18 protein-coding genes are annotated in these 19287 nt (G+C 33.2%); 11 read left to right on the forward strand and 7 right to left on the reverse strand.

The features are described 5' to 3' along the window. Nucleotides 1–73 precede the first annotated feature (73 nt). On the forward strand, nucleotides 74–1831 hold the full coding sequence (gene pyk / locus RT412_RS11205; protein ID WP_313344782.1) for a pyruvate kinase: 1758 nt from the start codon (nucleotides 74–76) through the stop codon (nucleotides 1829–1831). A gap of 78 nt (nucleotides 1832–1909) precedes the next feature. After that, nucleotides 1910–2962, forward strand: coding sequence for an AI-2E family transporter (locus tag RT412_RS11210; protein ID WP_398439335.1), 1053 nt, complete (start codon nucleotides 1910–1912; stop codon nucleotides 2960–2962). Nucleotides 2963–3051: 89 nt separating this feature from the next. Here the strand turns inward: RT412_RS11210 and RT412_RS11215 are convergent, their stop codons facing one another. Continuing rightward, nucleotides 3052–3480 (reverse strand): DUF2680 domain-containing protein, encoded by a 429-nt coding sequence (locus RT412_RS11215; protein ID WP_313344785.1) that lies wholly within the window; start codon nucleotides 3478–3480, stop codon nucleotides 3052–3054. A gap of 172 nt (nucleotides 3481–3652) precedes the next feature. Here RT412_RS11215 and RT412_RS11220 point away from each other — a divergent pair, with 172 nt between their 5' ends. Both RT412_RS11220 and RT412_RS11225 read left to right on the forward strand, forming a co-directional pair. Then, entirely contained in the window at nucleotides 3653–4348 is a 696-nt protein-coding gene (locus tag RT412_RS11220) for a response regulator transcription factor (protein WP_313344787.1), read from the forward strand. Next, nucleotides 4338–5798, forward strand: a complete 1461-nt coding sequence (locus tag RT412_RS11225; protein ID WP_313344790.1) for an ATP-binding protein — start codon at nucleotides 4338–4340, stop codon at nucleotides 5796–5798. The genes RT412_RS11220 and RT412_RS11225 overlap by 11 nt, the downstream gene beginning before the upstream one ends. 102 nt (nucleotides 5799–5900) lie before the next feature. On the opposite strand, the gene RT412_RS11230 is transcribed toward RT412_RS11225, so the two are convergent. Beyond that, nucleotides 5901–6860, reverse strand: coding sequence for a hypothetical protein (locus RT412_RS11230; protein ID WP_313344793.1), 960 nt, complete (start codon nucleotides 6858–6860; stop codon nucleotides 5901–5903). Between the two features lie 247 nt (nucleotides 6861–7107). On the opposite strand from RT412_RS11230, the gene RT412_RS11235 reads away from it, so the two are divergent. Next, on the forward strand, nucleotides 7108–7626 hold the full coding sequence (locus RT412_RS11235; protein ID WP_313344796.1) for a peptidylprolyl isomerase: 519 nt from the start codon (nucleotides 7108–7110) through the stop codon (nucleotides 7624–7626). 79 nt (nucleotides 7627–7705) lie between these two features. Here RT412_RS11235 and RT412_RS11240 read toward each other — a convergent pair whose 3' ends face one another. Next, on the reverse strand, nucleotides 7706–8341 hold the full coding sequence (locus RT412_RS11240; RefSeq protein ID WP_313344799.1) for a lactate utilization protein: 636 nt from the start codon (nucleotides 8339–8341) through the stop codon (nucleotides 7706–7708). 129 nt (nucleotides 8342–8470) lie between these two features. On the opposite strand from RT412_RS11240, the gene pepT reads away from it, so the two are divergent. Continuing rightward, a complete protein-coding gene (gene pepT, locus RT412_RS11245; protein WP_313344846.1) occupies nucleotides 8471–9694 on the forward strand; it encodes a peptidase T in 1224 nt (407 codons plus the stop codon). Nucleotides 9695–9760: 66 nt separating this feature from the next. Here pepT and RT412_RS11250 read toward each other — a convergent pair whose 3' ends face one another. After that, nucleotides 9761–11386, reverse strand: coding sequence for an S-layer homology domain-containing protein (locus tag RT412_RS11250; RefSeq protein ID WP_313344801.1), 1626 nt, complete (start codon nucleotides 11384–11386; stop codon nucleotides 9761–9763). 9 nt (nucleotides 11387–11395) lie between these two features. Further along, nucleotides 11396–13261 carry an Eco57I restriction-modification methylase domain-containing protein gene (locus RT412_RS11255; RefSeq protein ID WP_313344804.1) on the reverse strand — a complete coding sequence of 622 codons (1866 nt, stop codon included), beginning with the start codon at nucleotides 13259–13261 and terminating at the stop codon, nucleotides 11396–11398. A 105-nt stretch (nucleotides 13262–13366) separates the two neighbouring features. Between RT412_RS11255 and RT412_RS11260 the strand changes: the two genes are divergently transcribed. From RT412_RS11260 to hisS, 4 genes are all read left to right on the forward strand, one after another. Further along, entirely contained in the window at nucleotides 13367–13600 is a 234-nt protein-coding gene (locus tag RT412_RS11260) for a DUF1659 domain-containing protein (protein ID WP_313344807.1), read from the forward strand. 73 nt (nucleotides 13601–13673) lie between these two features. Then, nucleotides 13674–13886 carry a DUF2922 domain-containing protein gene (locus RT412_RS11265; RefSeq protein ID WP_313344809.1) on the forward strand — a complete coding sequence of 71 codons (213 nt, stop codon included), beginning with the start codon at nucleotides 13674–13676 and terminating at the stop codon, nucleotides 13884–13886. 99 nt (nucleotides 13887–13985) lie between these two features. After that, nucleotides 13986–15314: a D-serine ammonia-lyase gene (gene dsdA, locus RT412_RS11270; protein WP_313344812.1), complete on the forward strand. Its 1329-nt coding sequence runs from the start codon at nucleotides 13986–13988 to the stop codon at nucleotides 15312–15314. Nucleotides 15315–15444: 130 nt separating this feature from the next. Continuing rightward, nucleotides 15445–16695 carry a histidine--tRNA ligase gene (gene hisS / locus RT412_RS11275; RefSeq protein ID WP_313344814.1) on the forward strand — a complete coding sequence of 417 codons (1251 nt, stop codon included), beginning with the start codon at nucleotides 15445–15447 and terminating at the stop codon, nucleotides 16693–16695. A gap of 11 nt (nucleotides 16696–16706) precedes the next feature. Here hisS and RT412_RS11280 read toward each other — a convergent pair whose 3' ends face one another. Both RT412_RS11280 and RT412_RS11285 read right to left on the reverse strand, forming a co-directional pair. Continuing rightward, a complete protein-coding gene (locus RT412_RS11280; RefSeq protein WP_313344816.1) occupies nucleotides 16707–17162 on the reverse strand; it encodes a nucleoside recognition domain-containing protein in 456 nt (151 codons plus the stop codon). 4 nt (nucleotides 17163–17166) lie between these two features. After that, the gene (locus RT412_RS11285) at nucleotides 17167–17589 is read right to left on the reverse strand and encodes a nucleoside recognition domain-containing protein (RefSeq protein WP_313344819.1); all 423 of its coding nucleotides are present in this window, start codon (nucleotides 17587–17589) and stop codon (nucleotides 17167–17169) included. A gap of 184 nt (nucleotides 17590–17773) precedes the next feature. Between RT412_RS11285 and RT412_RS11290 the strand changes: the two genes are divergently transcribed. Beyond that, the gene (locus RT412_RS11290; protein ID WP_313344821.1) at nucleotides 17774–19285 is read left to right on the forward strand and encodes a glycosyl hydrolase; all 1512 of its coding nucleotides are present in this window, start codon (nucleotides 17774–17776) and stop codon (nucleotides 19283–19285) included. Nucleotides 19286–19287 lie beyond the last annotated feature (2 nt).

The raw sequence follows: 19287 nt of genomic DNA on the forward strand, positions 1-19287 counted from the left end.
ATCAATAGCTAATCAATAGCAAATCAATAGCAAATCAATTGATAGTCAATTGTTATTAAGGGAGTTGAAATACATGAGAAAAACAAAAATAGTATGCACCATAGGACCCTCATCGCAGGACGAAAAAATATTCAGACAATTAGTAGTGAATGGTTTAAATGTAGCAAGGCTAAACTTTTCGCACGGAAATCATGAAGAACATCAACAAAAAATAGATGTTATTAAGAAAGTCAGGCAAGATTTAGGAACATCAACAGCTATAATGCTTGATACAAAGGGACCTGAAATAAGAACAAGAGACTTTGAATTCGGTCAGGCAGAGCTGACAGAAGGACAGGATATTGTACTTACATCAAGAGAGCTTCTTGGTAATAAAGATATAATCAGCTTAACATACGGAAATTTTGCAAAGGATGTAAGACAGGGAGATACTGTATTAATAGATGACGGACTAATATCATTAAAAGTTGTAGAAATAATAAATGAAACTGATTTAAAATGTATTGTTAAAAATGGAGGTATTATTAAAAACAAAAAAGGTGTAAATGTACCTAACGTTCAAATAAATTTACCTGCTCTGACAAAAAGAGATATAGAAGACATTAAGTTTGGTATAGAAAATGATGTGGATTATATTGCTGCTTCATTTATCAGAAAAGCCGATGATGTTATATCAATAAGAAGAATTTTAGAAGAAGAAAATGCCGATCACATAATGATTATTTCTAAAATAGAAAACAGGCAAGGTGTTGAAAATATAGATGAAATAATTGAAGTGTCAGATGGAATAATGGTTGCAAGAGGAGATTTGGGAGTTGAAATACCTGCGGAGGAAGTGCCTCTTGTGCAAAAAACATTGATAAGCAAGTGTAATGATGCGGGAAAACCGGTTATAACAGCAACGCAAATGCTTGATTCAATGATGAGAAATCCAAGACCTACAAGAGCTGAAGTTTCAGACGTTGCAACTGCCATATTTGAAGGTACGGATGCCATAATGCTATCCGGTGAAACAGCATCCGGAAGCTATCCTTTAGAGGCGGTAAAAACAATGTCAACAATAGCGGTGATGATAGAAAACTCATTGAATTATAAGGAAATTTTACAAAACAAAAACGTTAAATTTGAAAACGGTATAACAGATTCAATAAGCTATGCTACATGCAGGACATGTTTGGATTTAAACGCTTCAGCAATTATTTCCGCAACATCTTCGGGTTATACCGCAGCGGCAGTTTCAAAATACAGACCAATTGCGCCTATTATTGCTGCGACAGAACATGAAAGAGTAATGCGCAAAATGTCAGTGTACTGGGGTGTTTATCCGATAAAAATAAGCAGAATGAATTCAACTGATGAAATTATAGATAAATCTGTAAACAGAGCATTGGAGTTAGGGTATATCAAAAATGGTGATCTGATAGTTATTACTGCCGGTGTACCTGTAGGGATTTCCGGAAGTACTAATTTATTGAAGGTTCACATTGTAAGCGAGCTGCTATATAAAAAGGTTGGAGTTGGAAAGGAAACAATAATAGGCAGAGCAAGAGTGGCAAAAAATGCTGCAGATTTAAAAGAAAAATTTGAACCCGGAGACATTATAGTAATGAGTGCGACAGATAAGGATGTGGTTGATTTTATTGCTTCGGCTTCAGCCATTATAGTTGAAGAGGGCGGACTAACTTCACATGCATTCATTGCCGGGCTCAATTTAGGTAAAGAAGTAGTTGTAGGCGCTGAAGGCTGCACAACAAAAATAAAGGACGGAGAGCTTCTCACTGTGAACGGTAAATTAGGCGTAGTGTACAGAGGTCAAGCTCATATAATGTAGTAGGGGGAGAAAATTATAGAAAAGAACAAAAGCATATTAAAAATATCGTTACCGATTTTATTTATAGTTTTTATTATATTGTTGATTGTATTCAGCCCAAAAACCTTTGTGTGGATAACGAATTCTTTTAAGCCGGTAATATACGCGCTTATAATGGCTTATTTATTAGACTCTGCGGTTAACTTCTTTGTAAGAAAGCTCAAAGTAAGACGCTCACAGGGGATACTTCTTGCCTGTATAATTTTAATCGGGCTTTTAAGCTTCATAGTATATAAGGTAGTGCCGCAAATCGTTGACAATATAAACAATATAGTCAATTTTATAATGGACGGGAATGTTGACATTGTTGAGATTATTAATAATCTTAAGGGTAAAATTGACAGCAGATATATAGATTTTCTGACAGATTACATTTTACAGGCAAGTGAGTCCGTAAAAAATACAATTAATAGATTGCTTATAGATATGTCAAATATTTTAATGAGATTTTTAAGAAATATAGGCACAAGCACATTTACGGTAATTACAAGCTTTATTATTAATATCTATATGCTTGTTGAAAAAGAAGATATTCTTGCAAGAGGAAGAAGATTTATTTATGCTTATTTTAATGAAAAAAACTCAAAGAAAATACTTACCGTATTCAGTCAGTCAAATAAAATTTTCAAATCTTTTTTAAACGGCAAGCTTTTAGATTCTGCAATAGTAGGAATTGTATGTGTTATTGCATTTTATTTATTCAAGGTTCCATATGCACCGTTAATGGGTACAATCATAGGCTTTTTCAATATAATACCTTTCTTTGGACCGATAATCGGTTCTGTGCCTGTAATAATAGTATCGTTTTTTTTAGATCCGACAAAGGCACTTGCTGCTTTGATTATAATTATAGTTATTCAGCAATTGGATGCTAATATTCTTGACCCTAAAATTGTAGGCGAAAACGTGGGGGTCAGCCCATTTTGGATTATTACATCAGTAACCGTTGCAGGTAATTTATTCGGGATTCCCGGTATGGTATTGGGAGTTCCTGCAGTTGTACTGATTAAAACTATTATTGAAGAATCAGTAAACCTTCGGTTAATAGAAAAAGGAATGTGTGATATAGAAAAGGAAAATCTGAAAAAATAAGACAGTGCAAAAGGGAGATTCCTAAGCTAATACTCAGAATGACACAAACAACGTGTCATCCTGAACGTAGTGAAGGATCTCCCATAGCTTTACTGCCAGTTTCTGCCCATGCCTCTTCCTTGTCCTAAGCCGCCCATGCCTCTTCCGCCGAATCCGCATCCGATGCTTCTACCACCGGTACCAATACAATTTTCCTGTCTTTCAAGTATTCTGTTATAATACTCATCAGCTTCTTCTTGAGTAAGAACACCTTCCTTGACCTTTTCATCCAAGAAAGATTTTTTGTATTCAAGCATTTCTTCCTTAAATTCTTCCAACCTTTCTTCATCAGCTGCGATTGCTCCAAAAGTTTTACCTGAATCAAATCTTAGATTTGTAATTTCTTCTGCAGATTTCCCAGTGAGATTTGAAATTATTTCTACCGGATTGCTAAAGGTAACTGCATAAGCTGTTAATGATGCGGCTGCAAAAGCAAACAACACCAACGCGATAACTAATGTTTTACTAAATTTTTTCATTTTTTTAAACCTCCATTTAATAATTTGTTTATATGTACACTATAAAGAACAATTGTGGCAAAATTATGTCATTTATATAAAAAAAATATGATATTTAAATTATAAATAACATAAATTTGTCACAATTTTATATTACCATATGGTAATATAAATACAAAAAGAGGTGATTCATATGGCATTAATGCTAATTGCAGATGATAACAGACAGATAACATCAATACTAAAAGAATATGCCAAATCTGAAGGATACGATGCTAAAATTGCTTATAATGGTGTTGAAGCTTTAGATTTATATAATATGTACAATCCCGACATTATTTTGTTAGACGTTATGATGCCACAAATGGATGGATTTGAGGTATGTCGTGAAATACGTAAAAAGTCAAACGTACCAATTATTATGATCACAGCAAGAGGAGAGGACTTTGAAAGAATAATGGGTCTCGACATAGGTGCAGATGATTATATTGTGAAACCTTTTTCTCCGGGAGAGGTAATGGCAAGGGTAAGAGCCATTATGAGAAGGATTGGAGACAATGAACAAAAGAATGGACAGATTTTATCCTTTGATAATTTAAAAATCAATATGGATGATTATGAAGTTACTATTGACAATAATAATATATCATTGACTAAAAAGGAAATTGAAATTTTATGGACATTAGCTAACGCTAAAAATAAAGTTTTTACAAGAGATAATCTGCTTAACAGTTTGTGGGGATATGATTATTACGGAGACAACAGAACTGTAGATTCCCATATTAAAAGACTGCGCTCTAAGATTGATGAATTTGAACATGATAACTGGGATATAAAAACTATATGGGGAGTGGGCTATAAGTTTGAGGTGAAGGATGATGAAAAATAAAATTGCAGTAAAATTAACAGCATATTTTTCTGTGGTGCTTCTTATTTTATCCGTTATCGTAGGCATAATCTTTGGTAATTTATTTAAAAGTAACGCAGTAGAAATTCATAAAAAGAATTTAGAAAACCGAGCTATTACTATTGCTGAAACAATTTCTCGATTAACTGATGGTACAGGATTAAATTTAGGCAATATGGTTAGGGGAAGAGGCATGGGAATGATGATGCAGGGAGGACTCGGTGCGTACTTTAGGAATTTAGATACTATTGCATTGGCAGATGCGTGGGTTGTAGATGAAAATTTGAATTTGTTGACAATAGGAACAATGTCACATATGCAATACATTTATCAAGACCTTCCTGCGGATGCTGATGTGGTGGTTAAGAGTGTATTTAATGGAAATACAACGTTTAGCCAGGGATTTAGTCAGTTGTTGAATACTCCTACCATAACTGTGGGAACTCCCATTAAAATAGACAATAAGGTTATAGGTGCCTTGCTATTACACTCACCTGTTAAGGGTGTAGACGATGCCATAAGTGAAGGATATAAAATATTAGTATTCAGTATTATAACAGCACTTATATTATCATTTATATTATCTGTTGTGTTGGCATTAACCTTTACAAAACCATTAAAACAAATCAATATTACAGCATTACTTTTATCAGAAGGAAATTATCAAGTAAAGACCGGGGTAAAACTTAAGGATGAAATAGGGGAGCTTGCAGGAACAATCGATGAATTGAGCGATAGGTTAAAAAGTGCCAGTCAAGAAAGTGAAAAGCTTCAAAAGCAGAGACAAGATTTTATAACTAACATTTCTCACGAACTAAGAACACCTGTAACAGTTATAAGGGGCTCATTAGAGGCACTTAATGATGGTATAATAGAAGATACTGAATCAGTTAAGGAATATCATAGGCAGATGCTTAGTGAAAGCAAAAACTTAGAAAGATTAGTAAATGATCTCTTAGAGCTTTCAAGATTGCAGAACACAGATTTTAAAATAGAAATGCAAGAAATTAATATATGTGACGTTTTAAAGGATGCAATAAGGAGTGGTCATAGTATTGCAAAGGATAAAGAAATAGAGATAGAATACAGTTTTAAAGATGATGCATACGTAATAAACGGCGACTATGGCAGGTTAAGACAGATGTTTCTTATAGTAATTGAAAATGCAATTAAATTTTCATATTCTAACAGTAAAATACATGTTCAATTTGATGGAGAAAAGATAAATATAAGAGATGAAGGTATAGGAATTCATAGAGAAGACTTACCATATATATTTGATAGGTATTATCGAGTTAAAACTGTAGAAAATAAAAAAGGCACAGGACTTGGGCTTACCATAGCGAAACAAATTGCTTTAAGACATAATATTGACATATCGGTTATTAGCGAACAAAACAAAGGAACAACCTTTACATTTAAATTCAAATAAAAAAACCTGCATTGCGCAGGTTTTTTAAAGTTTCAGATTGGGTCGTCTGCTTTCACTTACAGTATAAGCGACCGACACCAAATTAAAATTTGGGTCGTCTGCTTAATCTTCCATTGATTGAGTTCTTGGTCTGCATACGCCACCTGTTCCACCAACAGAATTTTCATCTATTTGCCTTGGGAACAATCGTGGGAATGACGGGCAAAGAGCTGCTTGCTCTGGTGCTAATTGTACAAATCCTGTGCTAAGCACACACAATTGAACCGGAACAACTATTTTCTTTTCACAAGAAATACATAATGAAATTATTAGGTTAACTGCTAATTGACCAGTTCTTGGGTCAAGAGTAAAGTCTCTTTGAATGCTATTTGTAGCAAGACGAACTATGCAATCTAAGTTGCAGAATTCAGTAAATCTTGGCAAGAATGCAGTATCAAATACTGATGGTACACATATTTCAAAGAAATTAGTTAATACTAATGGATTGCATTTGTCTGCTATTTCAACAACAGCAGTCAATGTAATTATACTTTCATTGTCAGAATTACATGGAGTTACAACTAAATCCAATTCTATTTCTACGCATCCTGAAACTTCTATGTTTTGAGTACCAAATACAGGAGTTCCACGATTTTCTTCATCACAAAATTCTGTATCAACCCAAACTAATTTTTCGCTTAATGTACCGTCCGGTCCAACAACTTTAAAATCGCTGCCGTCTTCTTTCTTAACGAACTGTCCGCCGGATAATTCCGTATTCGGGTTAATTTTCAAGTTGCATTCATCATTAATGTTATCAGGGTTGAAAAATTTTCTGCATCTAATATCAGCTATTCTTATGATATTTGTTCCGCAACCTAAATCTGGTTCAAAACAAGTATTTGGAGCTGTTTTTAATCCTTGTAAGTTAAATAATACAGCATCATAAACTTTTTGTACATAAATTGGTTCTGTTACAACGTTTCTTAAAGTGCCGTCCCAATCACATCCGGATTGACCAACACAGCATCTTTCAGCTATGCCGCCTGTTCCAAGCACATCATTTTTATTTGAGCATTTCATGCTTATATAACCTCCTTATTATTTCTATAACTTACTTTAATATATTCGTATATACAATACTTGTTACAACTGCATATGTTAAAAAAAATATTTTGTTTTTATGACTTCCGAATATCCTTGAATTTATTTGCATATTAGTGTAAAGTATAGTAAATGATAACATTACAAGGAAAAGGGACACATCTCTTTATGTCAGAGAAAGTTTTTGTGGATAGGAGAAATGTCCCTAATTTATGGAGGAGGACATATGAAATTACCAATAGTAACATTTGAATTTGAAAACGGAGATATAATAAAAGCAGAGCTTTATCCTGAAATTGCTCCCAATACAGTGAGAAATTTTATTTCGTTAATTAATAAAAACTATTATGACGGGATAATCTTTCACAGAGTTATCAACGGATTTATGATTCAGGGAGGAGACCCTAACGGAACAGGAACAGGCGGACCCGGCTATTCCATAAAGGGAGAATTTACATCCAATGGATTTAAAAATGATTTGAAGCATGATGCAGGAATTCTTTCGATGGCGAGAGCTATGAATCCTAACTCAGCGGGATCACAATTTTTCATAATGCACAAGAAATCCCCTCATTTAGACGGACAATATGCTGCTTTCGGAAAAGTTATGGAAGGACTTGATATAGTAGATAAAATTGCTAATACAGAAACAGATTACAGAGATAAACCCGTTAATGACGTCAAGTTAAAAAAAGTAACAGTCGATACTTTCGGTGAAACATACGAAGAACCTGAAAAACAATAGATTAGCAGTAGAAAAAGAGCGCTTAAGCGCTCTTAAATCTATCGTCAATCAATTTCTAACCAACTGCTCATCTAATGTCCTAAAATCCTAAACCTTCTCCAACTAATATTACTTTAATTCTGTTTAGCGGCTTACACATTCTTGTGATTACTATTTGACCGCACAATGTGTCCTTCATAGTGCATTCTGAACATTTACCTGTTATGCGGCATGGTGGCTGTGAATTTGTTCTGAAAGCATTAGGAACTGTTGCATCAAGACGTATCTTTCTTACAGCCATATCTAACTCTGTGACAACCTTGTTCATACCTGCAACAACGATTACGCTGTCGGGACCGTAACATAGAGCAGCTACTCTGTTGCCGTTACCATCTATATTTACTAATTCTCCGTCCATTGTGACAGCATTGGTACTTGTTAAGAAAACATCTGAAGTTAATGCCTGTTTCATAAGCTTAACTCTTTCTTCAGGAGATTTTGCCTTATCTCTGTCTATAACTGAAATTTGCTTTTCCTCAAGAAGCTTCTTTATACCTAATTCATCTATAGTATAAGAACCGCCCCAGCCAACAACGTCGTCCTGCTTAATCAATGACATGACTTTTTCTATAGCTTCCTCTTTTGTATCAACATAGTAACCTTCCATAAATCTTTTTTGAAGATTCTTGATTATGGTTGAAGCCTTAACCTTATATCCTTCTTTTAAGAAATCCATTTTACCCTCCCAAATATTTTAATTGTTTTATCATTCCATTAATTATATAATATAGTAAATATAAATTCAAGAGCTGCGGGGGAGGAAACGAAAAGAACCGTCCCCAAAAACCGAAAAAGAAAGGAATATATAATGAAAGTACACGAACGATTTTTAAACTATGTAAAATATGATACGCAATCAGTTCCTGACGTTGATAAAATACCAAGCAGTGAAAAGCAAAAGGATTTAGCACGTTATTTAGTTGAGGAGATGAAAGCAATAGGTATTAAAGATGTGTACATGGATGAAAACGGATATGTTTACGGAACATTACTGAAAAATATTGATAAGGATATACCTGTTATTGGATTTATTGCCCATATGGATACATCTCCCGATATGCCGGGAAATGATATAAAAGCTAAAATAGTACATAATTATGATGGTAAGGATATCGTATTAAACGAAGAGAAAAATATTGTTATGAAGACAGAAATGTTCGAGCATTTATTGGATTATGCAGGTAATGATTTGATAGTTACCGATGGTACTACTTTATTGGGTGCGGACAATAAGGCAGGTATTGCCGAAATAATGTCCATGGCTGAATTTTTTATTAACAATCCGGATATAGAACATGGTGAAATAAAAATTGGGTTTACTCCTGACGAAGAAGTGGGAAATGGTGCAGAATTGTTTAATGTAAAAGAATTCGGAGCGGATTTTGCTTATACGGTTGACGGCGGCAAATTGGGAGAATTAGAATACGAAAACTTTAATGCAGCAAGTGCCAAAATAGAAATAAGCGGAGTTAATATTCATCCCGGAAGCGCCAAAAATAAAATGGTAAACTCTATATTAATTGCCATGGAGTTTCAAAATATGCTTCCTGTGAGAGAAACCCCGGATAACACTGACGGATATGAGGGTTTTTATCATTTAACCGATATACACGGTGAAGTGGAAAAAACTAATTTGCATTATATTATAAGAGATCACAACCTTGAAAAGTTTAATGAAAAAAAAGAAAGAATTGAAAAAATTGCTTCCTACCTTAACGAAAAGTATGGTGCGGGTATTGTTAAGGTTGAGTTGACAGATTCCTATTACAATATGAAAGAAAAAATATTGCCCCATATGCATATAATTGAAACAGCAAAAAAAGCTATGGAAAATTTAGAAATAAAACCGGTTATAGTGCCTATAAGGGGAGGAACAGACGGAGCGCGATTGTCTTATATGGGTCTTCCGTGCCCTAATCTATGTACAGGCGGACATAATTTTCACGGCAGATATGAGTATATACCAGTACAGTCAATGGAAAGAGTGGTAGAGCTTTTAGTTGAAATAGTAAGATTGAATGTAAAATAAAAGAAAATCCCTCACTTCGTTCGGGATGACAGAATTGTCATTCTGAACGAAGTGAGGGATCTCATTTTAATTTTTAACATTTTTCAGTATACCGATATACATATCATCAATAGCACTCTTATTTGTTTTATAAATATTAAATGTCTTGATGATATCATAATCATTGATACCTTCTACAAATGCTCTTTCGTATTCACCTATAAAATTTAATACATAGAGACGATTCAAAGAGTATTTGCTAAAAATACCTTCGTATTCAATTAAGCCAAGTGTTGATGGCTTTTCTGCTTTTTCAATCATTAAAAGATTTATAAGTTCAACAACTCTTAAGCTTTTATTTAATGCATTAACTCCGGACGTGTATTTCAGGAAGTTTGTGTCCTTGTAAAGTGAATAACTGTACTTGCCGAAGCTGTAATCTCTGAAATCAACTAATTCAGAACCTGCTGTTAAGTCCCATTTTATATTTAAAAGAGAAGGTATGTCGTTTGACTTTTTCAAATCATCAAACACTAAGGTCCTAAGCATTTCTTTATTGTTGTTTTTAATATAATAAGTATACCTGTAAAATAAAATATTTGCTTTGGCATTGTTATTTGTGGTTAAATTATACCATTTTTCCAATGCTCCCATATATAAATCTTCTTTAACGTTATACTTGCTTACCACGGTAAAAATCTGCATTAGTTCAGAATCATTCAAATCATTTCTTGTAATTATATTTGCTAATAATTCATCAGCAAATTTGGATTTTTCTTCATCTGAATATTTACCGAAAGTAATCATGTAAAAATTTGTGCCCGCTACATTGTAGTAACCGTTTGAACGTAAAGCAGCCATTGTTTCAACTGCATTCAAATCATAAAGATGAGCATCCTCAGGGAAAATTAATCCGCCGTAGGACACATACTCTAAAGTATCCTTAGCTTTAATAAATTTCCTGTCGTCAGCAGTGGCATTGCTCCAATTATATGTTTCAAAATATGAGTACATGTCTTCACCTTTGATAGGCATGAATTCAATTTTGTTTAAATATTTGCTGCTGTCGCTTGTTTTAATGTCTTGATAAACTCTGTTTATCAATGCTGCTGATTCTGCTCTTGTAATATTGTTGCTTCCTTTAAAGGTTCCGTCTTCATATCCCGAAATAATTCCCGAATTGTAAAGCCGTTTTATTTCGTTATAATATTTGTTATTAGTACTTACATCCTTAAAATTAAGATTATTGTCATATATTGTTTCCTTATTGAAGACTGCCAAGAGAGCTGCTGATTCTTCTCTTGTAATCGGTCTGTCCGGATAAAAATCAGATCCCTTAAAAACATCGTAGAATGAATAATCCTTATTTGATTTCAAACGTTCATACATTGATATTACAAATGTATAAGACCAATGCTTATCGGACATATCGCTATAAGACATGTCACTTGTGTAAACCTCATTCATTTGTTTTTGACTATAAGCTGTTTTTGCTAAAATGGTTATAAATTCGGCTCTGGTGATATTATTTTCAGGTCTGAAAGTAAAATCACCATAGCCCTTAAAAACATTTAAGGTGTTAGAAGCAAAATCAATATCGCTTGCCGCCCAGTGATTATATGTATCATAATACACTGTTTTTGCTAATGCTGGTTGAATGGATAACACATTAAAAATAGTAATTAATAATAATAGCTTAATAAATTTGTTCAATATGCGTCATCACCTTTTTTCATTATATTTATAAATTATATTTACCTCCTCTTCAGTTATATTAAACATCTTTTTCAGGAATAATTCAATACTAATTTTTCCTAAATCAGATATATTTTGCGCATGACTTTCAAGGGGTAAATATAATTTTGCATTATTTAATTTGTTGGGATAATATTCATAAAGATTGCTTCCTACTTTTTTAGCAACACATTTGAAATAGAATTCAAATACATTGGAATTTAAATAGTTCAGTAAATACTGATGATTGATATTATCTCTTAAATTATTCATAAAGTAAACATCTGCGCTGCAGAAGTAACCTTCTTCATCATAACAAAAATTATTGCTCTTGGACTTGTATGGGAAAACTATTTTTGGATTCTCAAAATCAGATTGAATACGACCCCATTGGAGTTCATACCATTTACGATATCCAATTTTACATTCTCGTCTGTTTGACAGTTTCTCCTTAAACCGGGACAAGTAATTGATTGTATTTGGATAATTTTTTTCATTATCTATCAAATTTGTGTAAATTAAGTATAGATTATTATATTTAATATCTGATTTTGATATGTTACTGTTTTTAATCCATTTCTTGAGTAAATTTTCTTCGATATTATAATTTTTGATAATTTCCTCATCCACAATAAAAGCTTTGTCCAAGCCGGTTATTATTCCCTGTCTTATACTGCAGACATCCTTTATGAAAGTATTGGAAATTGCGTTAATTCTGTTAAACAGCTGTTCGTCTGCATCCTTTAAAATAGTCCATCCGGTATTTTTAAGCTTATCCTGATCGTAAAGAAAGCTTTCAATTTCATCATTAATATATTTGACGTATGAAAATTGATTATTGTTCCCAGCCAAATTAAATAATGTTATAACGGTCGGGCTTACCATAGCATTTTTAAAAGTCGTTTTTCCGCTAAAATCGGACAGAGATACAATACTGAAATTCTCTTTTAAATATTCTCTCAATCTATCAGCGTAAAGTGCCTCTAAAAAATATCTTGAGGTAATAAAGGATAGGATACCGTTATATTTTAGCAATGATTTACCCTTTTGAAAAAAGCAGTAGGAAATATCCGCTTTATCATAAAAAACATCAGAATATTTTTCATACAAACCTTTTTTATATTCGGCTGATGTATTCTTATGGCCCACATAGGGAGGATTTCCGACAATAATGTCAAAATCACCTAAGTTAATATCATTAATAAGAAAATCCAAATTATATATATTAAAGTGTACATCAGAGCTGTCACTGATGAAAAGAATGCTCATTTTTGTTAAGAATATAGAAAAATCATCTATATCGATACCATAAAGCATATTTTCAATTATATATTTGTCGTCTTCATCATTTAACTTACTTTTAATTCTTTTAAAGCTTTCTGTAAGAAAGTAACCTCCTCCGCAGGAAGGATCAAGAATTCTTAATTTTTTGTTTATACCCTTTATACGAAATATTTGAGAAAGCATCTTATTAATTAATTCATAAGGTGTATACACTTGTCCCAACAATTTCTTTTCCCTAAAAGTCAGCAAATCTTCATATAGTTCAGCAGGACTGTACATTGAAATTTTATCTATATTTAATGAAATTAAATTAAATATTTTTTCTTCGGTATTTTTATCATTCAAGTTAAATTTTATATGCTCCTTAAAAACATTCGGTTTATCACCGTAAAAACTCGGGGTATTTCTGTAATTAGCATAACCTTGGGTTAAAATACCATTTCCTGAAGCTTTTATATCATAAAGAATTTTGGATACAAAAAAAATTACATATTTAACACTGCATATATAATCTGTATATCCTATTTCTTTTATAATCGAAGCTATTCCTTTTGCCAACGACTTGTTCATTAGTACCTCTTGAGTTGCTTTGTTTTGCATATCTTATCATTTTTTAAAAATAAAATCAATATAATCGGCTATAAAATGCTATATAGTACATGTGGAGGTGATAAGATGGCAGTTATAGTTAATCAAGCTAATTCAAAATTAAAATTATTCTACAACGCAGGCACAGACGAAAACGATAAAGATATCATCAAAAATAAGACCTATTCAAACATTAAGGCAACAGCAGATAACGAAGATGTGTATAGCTTAGGTATTGAGCTATCACAGCTTCAAGAATACCCGTTAGTAAATCTTGTTCGCCTGGAAGAGCATCAGCTATTAAACGAGATTGAGGACTAAGCTCTAAACCTATTATGACGCTCGACTGCACTATGCCGAGCCCTAACAAAATCTATAATAAAGGGGTGATAATATGGCAAAAAGGTTATTGATGACATTTAAAACCTTAGACGGAGCAACAACCTCATTAACAGTTGACGAACCAAGAGATGGATTGACAGAAGCTGAGGTAAGAGCAGTTATGGATAATATAATTGCGAAAAATGTATTTGAAACTAAAAAAGGCGATTTAATCGAAATAAAATCAGCTGAAATAATATCTACAACCGAAGAAATTTTAATATAACTTCCGGAAATACTGTGATATAATTATTAAAAATTAACAATTATGTCATCCTGAGAGGAAGATACGCTCAGGATGACATATACATACAAGGAGGAGCGAATGAAAAATCCTGAATTAATAAACAATAATGAAATTTTAAAAGAGGTTTCCGAGTTAAAGGAAGTTTTATGGATTAATCCTAAAAATACGCAATACGAAGAAGCTGCAAAAATAATAAACCTTGACACATCATTGATAGATGATACAGAAAGACGTTTAAATAAGTTTGCACCTCTTATAGAAATTCTCTTTCCTGAAACGCAAAAATCCCATGGAATTATAGAGTCGCCATTAAAAGCAACAGATAATATGAAACAGAAATTAATAGCATCATACGACACTCAGATTTCCGGAAAACTGCTTCTGAAAATGGACAGTCATTTGGCTATAGCCGGCTCTGTGAAGGCAAGAGGAGGAATATACGAAGTTCTTAAATACGCTGAAACCCTTGCTTTAAAAAATAATATTTTAAAGGAAGACGACGATTATTCAATTATGGCAGAAAAAAGATTTAAGGATTTTTTCGGTCAATATAAAATTCAAGTGGGTTCAACAGGCAACTTAGGACTCAGTATAGGCATTACCTCAGCAGCATTAGGGTTTAATGTAATAGTACATATGTCATCTGATGCAAAGCAGTGGAAAAAGGATTTGCTAAGATCCAAGGGTGCACATGTTGTAGAATATGACGGCGACTTTTCCAAGGCGGTGGAAGAAGGAAGAAAGATGTCCGACCAAGACCCTATGAGCTATTTTGTAGATGATGAGAATTCAATGAATCTGTTCTTAGGATACGCAGTTGCTGCAAGAAGATTGAAAAAACAATTAGATGATATGAATATTTCAGTAAATAAGGATAATCCGTTGTTTGTTTATCTGCCTTGCGGAGTAGGAGGAGCGCCGGGAGGAATAACATACGGGTTAAAATCAATTTATAAGGATGATATACATTGCTTCTTTGTAGAGCCTACTCATGCACCTGCAATGTTAATAGGTATGGCAACCGGACTTCATAACGATATAAGCGTTCAGGATCTTGGTATAGATGGAAAAACTCATGCAGATGGATTGGCGGTGGGAAGACCTTCTAAGCTTGTGGGAAGAATGATGGATTATCTGATGGGTGGAGTTTTCACCGTAGAGGATTACAAATTATACGATAACATGAGAATGCTGCATGATTCTGAACATATAGATATTGAACCGTCTGCATGTGCCGGATTTGAAGGAGTAATAGAAATAGAAAAATCCGAAGCAGGAAAAGATTATATAAATAAACATCAATTGAGAGATAAAATGAAAAATGCAACTCATATAAGCTGGGCAACAGGAGGAAGCTTGGTACCGGAAGAGATAAACAGGGAATTTTTAGCTACCCATTTGAAATGATGAGAATGCAATATGTCATTCCAACGTTAGTGAGGAATCTCATAGGAATTTACAAAAAAGTATTGATAACGAAAAGATACTTTGCTAACATATAAAATAAATAACGGCAGATGAATTTTAAGGAGGAACGATGAAAGCAAATTTAAACCCTGCAAAAGGGATGAGAGATATAACACCGCAAGAAAAGGAAATAAGAGATTACGTTGAGGGTGTTATAATTAATACATATAAGCAAAACGGATTTGAACTGATAGAAACTCCGGTTGTAGAAAATATTGAAAACCTAATAGGCAGTAAAGGCGGAGAAAACCTTAAATTAATATTCAAAATATTAAAAAGAGGAGATAAGCTTGATTTTTCAAAAGGAGCTCTGACAGAGGATGACTTAGCCGATTTAGGACTCAGATACGACCTTACGGTTCCGCTTAGCCGTTTCTACTGCAATAACAAATCAAATTTACCTTCAGTATTTAAAGCTTTGCAGGTAGGCAATGTATTCAGAGCCGAAAGAGCACAAAAAGGAAGGTACAGAAGCTTCAAGCAATGTGATATAGATATAATCGGAGACAGTACAAACAAGGCGGAGCTTGAGCTTATTGCAACAACTGCAAAAGCACTGACCGCATTGGGTGTAACTGATTTCATAGTAAGATTCAATGACAGAAGAGTATTAAAAACCGTAATACTAAACTGTGGATTTACCGAAGAAGAATTTGACAATGTGTGTATAATTGTCGACAAGTTAGACAAAATCGGTTTGTCGGGAGTGGAAAAGGAGTTAAAAGCTAAGGAATATTCAGAAGGCTCCATAAATAAGTTAATTGAGGCACTTGAAAACATCAATAAAGAAAAAACCAGTTGCTTGAAAAATTATGGAGTGGCTGAAGAAGTTGAAAAAGAAGTGGAAGAAATTCTTGAATGGTCAAGAGAATACGCGCAAGATAAATATGAAATAGAATATGATTTCACTTTAATAAGAGGCATGGGCTACTATACCGGTTCAATATTTGAAATCGCGTATAAGGACTTGGGTTACTCAATAGCAGGCGGTGGCAGATACGATGAAATGGTTGGTAACTTCATAGGTGAGAAAATCCCTGCAATTGGCTTTTCAATCGGATTTGAAAGATTGGTAAATCAGCTGATGGAAGAAAAGTTCAAGGTTCCTAATCAGGAAAAATTAGTTTTGTTGTTTGAATCATCGGACAATTATGTAGATGTTATGAGAAAATCCGATGAATTAAGAAATGCAGGATATTCGGTATCCGTTTACGAAAAAGCTAAAAAGCTTGGCAAACAACTAAACCAGTTTACAGAGTATGGATTTAATAAATTTGCTGTTTACAGCAAAGAAGAGACAGAAGTAAAAGGGTTATCTTAAAAAAGGGAGATTTAGTCTCCCTTTTCTACTTCAAAGGCATCTTTCTTAATAAATCTTGATAATATAAATGTTATTAGTATTGCGGAAATAAAACGCGCACCTAACAGTGCCGCTATATTTGCTCCTACACTTGCGAAAATCATTGAATCTTCAACCACAGCGTGACATACGGATAAAAACATTGTAATCAAGAAGATACTTCTTTTATCAACATCGTAATCCTTAACACTTTGTATAATTGCTCCTGCACCGATAGTCAACCCGAATGCTATTCCGAACAGCAATGATACACCGGATTTTTCACTTATAGTGAAAAAATTGGAAACCGGTTTAATTGCTTTTGATAACTTATCTATCAATTTAGTATCCTTGAATATTTCAATTACAATCATTATGGGTATTAACACCTTTGTTATACTCCATATAAATGAAATCAGATTAATTAATATATCAATTATTGCATCCATAACATCACCCAAATATCCTATAAAATAAAAATCCCATTAGTAATGAAAAAAATAAACGAACTGAAATGCTGGCAAATGTGCTAACCCCTAACTTTTTAACAACAGCACCTTCAGTTATTAAATTATGCGCTATGGAGCTCATTATTGCTATTGTGGTTATTTGAAGACCTGTCAATTCTATTGCAGCCAAGGCACCCAGCGCTGCATATGTGCCTGAAAAATAACTTAATATCATTATTAGTGAAGCTTCACCAGGCAGTCCGAATACTGACATAATCGGTGCAAAGAATTCAGCTATTATATTTAGTAATCCGGATAATGATAAAATCTGCACTATTACGTAGACGGGAACTAATATTTTCATTAAATCTAAAAGGGTGGTAATACCATTGGTTAACCCCCTTTTAAATGTATTTATAGTAATCATTTTATAATTCCTCCTGTCATCTCAGCATCCCTCGCCACATATAGCCGAGGGACATTCTAATATAGTTATAACACAATTGCTTTTTATTAACAATGTATATTTTTATTCCTATTCATTTGACAACCTTATTATGTCTTGGTAAAATTGTAGATGACAGAAAATTAAGAGAAAAAAGGAGAAATTTATGAACCTTAAAAAAATATTTGCTATTACAATTTCACTGTTGATATTGTCAATCAATTTTGCATTTGCAGAAGAAGATTCAACAATTTTAGCTCCCTATTCATCAGGTTATAATAAATATACCAACAATCCTTACGGATATGAAATTATTCTTTTGGATAATCTTGAATTAAAGGAAGACATTGTAAGTATAAAAAGCAGATTCGAGTCTGAAAATGTAGTGGTTGATATTTTGTATGATAATTTTGAAAACTCTTTAGATAATATTACTACATATATAAATTACGGAAATAAAGGAATATTAAAAAACTCTGATTTTGTAATAACAAAAGAATTCAATCATAATTTTAACGGAGCTTACGGTCATATTACATTGTTTGAAAGAAGAAAGGTAAAAAGTGATGAACCGGATCTCAATTATTATGCTATGATTGCATTTCCGAGGCATAACAAGGAAATAATAACAGTGTTTATTAAATCCGAATATCCTGTTTATATAGATTATATTATGCCAAGCTTTAAATTAATAGATAAAACAGGAACAATGAAGGATGATGCCGTTTTTAAACCGGTACAAAAAAACTTTGATGAAAAAACACAAGAGTTTTTTGATAATTATTTTATCAATAATGAAAAAATAGATTTTGGAATATTTGAACCAACGTATCCTACATACGATTACAGATTAAAGCAGCTTGAACAAATGTTTAATTACGAATTTCCGGTTGTATTGCTATATAACTCATTTGTGCGTCCTTTCAAAACAGATTATATGAATCTGGCAAAGGAACAAGGAAAGGTTGTAGAATATGGCTTATACACCACTGATATAATTGATGGCAGGGAAACAGATATAACCCTTGATATAATAGAAGGAAAATATGACGATTATTTAGACCATCTGGCACAAAGCTTTAATGAATATGATTATCCGGTTCTGTTCAGATTAAACAATGAGATGAATGGCGAATGGGTTTGGTATTCAGCACATCTGGTGGGTAAGGACACAGATTTATTTATTGAATGCTGGAGATACATATACAATAAATTTAAAGAGCATGGAGTAGATAATTTAATTTTCGTATGGAACCCAAATGAAAAATCATTTCCCGGCTATTCGTATAACCATTACTTAAACTATTACCCGGGAGATGAATACGTAGATATAGTAGGTCTCACATCATATAATACAGGTAACTATTACAAAGGAGAGACATGGAGAAGCTTTGCGGAAAGCTATGATCATTTCTATTATGACTATGTTAAGCACTTCGAACACCCCATGATGATAACGGAATTTTCATGTGCTTCATCGGGAGGTAATAAAAGTGAATGGTTAGAGGATATGTTTAACAGAATTACTCAGTATGGACAAATTAAGCTTGCAGTTTTGTGGAACGGTCAGGATTACGACATGACGAAGCCGGAAATAACAGTATCAAGAAATTATCGTATAGATCAGGAGCAAGATGTTATAGATGCTGTCCGTAACGGACTTGAAAGATTAAAGTAGGA

The organism is Sedimentibacter sp., from assembly GCF_032080165.1.
GTDB lineage: Bacteria > Bacillota > Clostridia > Tissierellales > Sedimentibacteraceae > Sedimentibacter.

Coding starts and splice junctions, on each gene's coding strand:
- RT412_RS11230 (WP_313344793.1), bottom strand. CDS start 6,860: ATGAAATGCTCAAATAAAAATGATGTGCTTGGAACAGGCGGCATAGCT.
- RT412_RS11285 (WP_313344819.1), bottom strand. CDS start 17,589: ATGATTACTATAAATACATTTAAAAGGGGGTTAACCAATGGTATTACC.
- hisS (WP_313344814.1), top strand. CDS start 15,445: ATGAAAGCAAATTTAAACCCTGCAAAAGGGATGAGAGATATAACACCG.
- RT412_RS11265 (WP_313344809.1), top strand. CDS start 13,674: ATGGCAAAAAGGTTATTGATGACATTTAAAACCTTAGACGGAGCAACA.
- RT412_RS11225 (WP_313344790.1), top strand. CDS start 4,338: ATGAAAAATAAAATTGCAGTAAAATTAACAGCATATTTTTCTGTGGTG.
- RT412_RS11280 (WP_313344816.1), bottom strand. CDS start 17,162: ATGGATGCAATAATTGATATATTAATTAATCTGATTTCATTTATATGG.
- dsdA (WP_313344812.1), top strand. CDS start 13,986: ATGAAAAATCCTGAATTAATAAACAATAATGAAATTTTAAAAGAGGTT.
- RT412_RS11235 (WP_313344796.1), top strand. CDS start 7,108: ATGAAATTACCAATAGTAACATTTGAATTTGAAAACGGAGATATAATA.
- RT412_RS11240 (WP_313344799.1), bottom strand. CDS start 8,341: ATGGATTTCTTAAAAGAAGGATATAAGGTTAAGGCTTCAACCATAATC.
- RT412_RS11260 (WP_313344807.1), top strand. CDS start 13,367: ATGGCAGTTATAGTTAATCAAGCTAATTCAAAATTAAAATTATTCTAC.
- pyk (WP_313344782.1), top strand. CDS start 74: ATGAGAAAAACAAAAATAGTATGCACCATAGGACCCTCATCGCAGGAC.
- RT412_RS11255 (WP_313344804.1), bottom strand. CDS start 13,261: ATGAACAAGTCGTTGGCAAAAGGAATAGCTTCGATTATAAAAGAAATA.
- RT412_RS11220 (WP_313344787.1), top strand. CDS start 3,653: ATGGCATTAATGCTAATTGCAGATGATAACAGACAGATAACATCAATA.
- RT412_RS11215 (WP_313344785.1), bottom strand. CDS start 3,480: ATGAAAAAATTTAGTAAAACATTAGTTATCGCGTTGGTGTTGTTTGCT.
- RT412_RS11290 (WP_313344821.1), top strand. CDS start 17,774: ATGAACCTTAAAAAAATATTTGCTATTACAATTTCACTGTTGATATTG.